General features: G+C 55.1%; 1 tRNA gene and 2 rRNA genes (1 of these 3 cut by a window edge). All 3 read right to left on the bottom strand.

Features of this window, described 5'->3' with window-relative positions:
* Position 1: 1 nt before the first annotated feature.
* Positions 2-78: transfer RNA gene (locus EOW66_RS20170), tRNA-Met, on the bottom strand.
* A gap of 99 nt (positions 79-177) precedes the next feature.
* Positions 178-292 (bottom strand): 5S ribosomal RNA (rrf, locus tag EOW66_RS20165).
* A gap of 83 nt (positions 293-375) precedes the next feature.
* Positions 376-2,909, bottom strand: a 23S ribosomal RNA gene (locus EOW66_RS20160) (it continues 299 nt past the right edge of the window).

The following is a 2,909-nucleotide window of genomic DNA, read 5'->3' as shown; positions in this document are numbered from 1 at the left end:
TTGGTTGCGGGGGCAGGATTTGAACCTGCGACCTTCAGGTTATGAGCCTGACGAGCTACCGGGCTGCTCCACCCCGCGACCGGGAGCGACTTTGGTGTCGCCTGAGGTCTTGCCCCGAGGGCTTTTGAGCTTATCGGGGTATTGGATCGTTTTGAGAGAACGTTGGCTTCTTACTAGGTTTGGCGGTGACCTACTCTCCCACGTCTTAAGACGCAGTACCATTGGCGTGTTGGCCCTTAACGGCCGAGTTCGGGATGGGATCGGGTGTTTAGCCAGCGCTATGACCACCAAACCGAGAAAGAAGCCATCCTGTCCAAGTCGAGTAGTAACCTTGTGTATACTTGCTTTTGGTCCTGAGCCTTGCTGCTACTGGATCAAATCAAGCCAATCGGGCAATTAGTACCGGTCAACTGAACGCGTTACCGCGCTTACATCTCCGGCCTATCGACGTGGTGGTCTTCCACGGCCCTCAAGGGATACCTAGTTTCTGGGGGGGCTTCACGCTTAGATGCCTTCAGCGTTTATCCTGTCCGATCATAGCTACCCAGCACTGCCGTTGGCACGACAACTGGTCCACCAGTGGATCGTTCACCCCGGTCCTCTCGTACTAGGGGCAACTCCCATCAAGTATCCTACACCCACGGCAGATAGGGACCGAACTGTCTCACGACGTTCTAAACCCAGCTCACGTACCTCTTTAAATGGCGAACAGCCATACCCTTGGGACCTGCTCCAGCCCCAGGATGAGATGAGCCGACATCGAGGTGCCAAACGATGCCGTCGATATGGACTCTTGGGCATCATCAGCCTGTTATCCCCAGAGTACCTTTTATCCGTTGAGCGATGGCCCTCCCACTTGGGACCACCGGATCACTATGGCCGACTTTCGTCTCTGCTCGACTTGTCAGTCTTGCAGTCAGGCTGGCTTCTGCCATTGCACTCAACGACCGATTTCCGACCGGTCTGAGCCAACCTTCGCGCGCCTCCGTTACGATTTGGGAGGCGACCGCCCCAGTCAAACTCCCCACCATGCAGGGTCCCGGACCCGGATAACGGGCCGCGGTTAGACATCAAGAGTGCGAAGGGTGGTATCTCAAGGGAGGCTCCACGGTGACTGGCGTCGCCGCTTCAAAGCCTACCACCTATCCTGCACATCACAATCCTGATGCCAGTGCAAAGCTAGAGTAAAGGTTCATGGGGTCTTTCCGTCTAACCGCGGGTAGTGTGCATCTTGACACACAGTTCAATTTCGCTGAGTCCACGTTTGAGACAGCGGGGAGATCGTTACGCCATTCGTGCAGGTCGGAACTTACCCGACAAGGAATTTCGCTACCTTAGGACCGTTATAGTTACGGCCGCCGTTTACTGGGGCTTCAATTCGGAGCTTGCACCCCTCCTTTTAACCTTCCAGCACCGGGCAGGCGTCAGACTGTATACGTCGCCTTACGGCTTCGCACAGCCCTGTGTTTTAAGTAAACAGTCGCCACCCCCTGGTTTGTGCCCCCCACCCCTGGTTGCCCAGGAATGGGGCCTCCTTCTCGCGAACTTACGGAGGCATTTTGCCGAGTTCCTTAAACGTGGTTCTCTCAAGCGCCTTGGTATTCTCTACCAGTCCACCTGTGTCGGTTTCGGGTACGGTCTCGCGGAGGGCTATTTCCAGGAACCCCTGAGCAGCAAGATCAATCCGATAAGACCTCACTACCTTTGGGATCCGTCACATCCTCCTGGCCCAGGAATATTAACCTGGTTCCCATCGACTACGCCTTTCGGCCTCGCCTTAGGGGCCGGCTTACCCTGCTCAGATTAGCTTTAAGCAGGAACCCTTGGACTTTCGGCGAGAGGGTCTCTCACCCTCTTTGTCGCTACTCATGTCAACATTCTCACTTCTGATCACTCCACCGGATCCCTCACAGGCCGGCTTCACAGTCAGAACATTGCCTCCAATGTATCGCGAGCGATACTAAGGAGGCAGCGTTCTATATCACAGAACGCTCCGCTACCACGCACATCACTGTGCATCCAAAGCTTCGGCTCGTGGCTTGAGCCCCGTTACATCTTCGCCGCAGGACCTCTTGACTAGACCAGTGAGCTGTTACGCTATCTTTAAAGGATGGCTGCTTCTAAGCCAACCTCCTGGTTGTTATGGAAGTCCCACATGCTTTCCCACTTAGCCACGAATTGGGGGCCTTAGCTGTTGGTCAGGGTTGTTTCCCTCTTCACGACGGACGTTAGCACCCGCCGTGTGTCTCCCGGATAGTACTCTTGGGTATTCGGAGTTTACTTAGGCTCAGTAAGTCTGTGGGACCCCATCACCCATGTAGTGCTCTACCCCCCAAGGTATTCGTCCGAGGCGCTACCTAAATAGCTTTCGCGGAGAACCAGCTATCTCCGAGTTTGATTGGCCTTTCACCCCTAGCCACACGTCATCCGGACCCTTTTCAACGGGTGTCGGTTCGGACCTCCAGTTGGTGTTACCCAACCTTCATCCTGCACATGGCTAGATCACTCGGTTTCGGGTCTGATCCCACGAACTCATCGCCCATTTAAGACTCGCTTTCGCTGCGCCTACACCTAACGGCTTAAGCTTGCTCGTAAGACCAAGTCGTTGACCCATTATACAAAAGGTACGCCGTCACCGCTCAAGGCGGCTCCGACTGCTTGTAGGCGTCCGGTTTCAGAAACTGTTTCACTCCCCTCGTCGGGGTGCTTTTCACCTTTCCCTCACGGTACTGGTTCGCTATCGGTCAGTAAGGAGTACTTAGCCTTCGAGGGTGGTCCCCCGATCTTCAGACAGGATTTCACGTGTCCCGCCCTACTTAATACGTCCGATCAAACTTCGCATACGGGGCTGTCACCCATATCGCTGGCCTTTCCAGACCATTCTGCTCATTCTCACGGCTCGGCTGGTC

The sequence above is a fragment of the Paenirhodobacter huangdaonensis genome (assembly GCF_004022465.1).
Lineage (GTDB): Bacteria > Pseudomonadota > Alphaproteobacteria > Rhodobacterales > Rhodobacteraceae > Rhodobacter > Rhodobacter huangdaonensis.
This window is presented reverse-complemented; position numbering and strand designations above follow the sequence as displayed.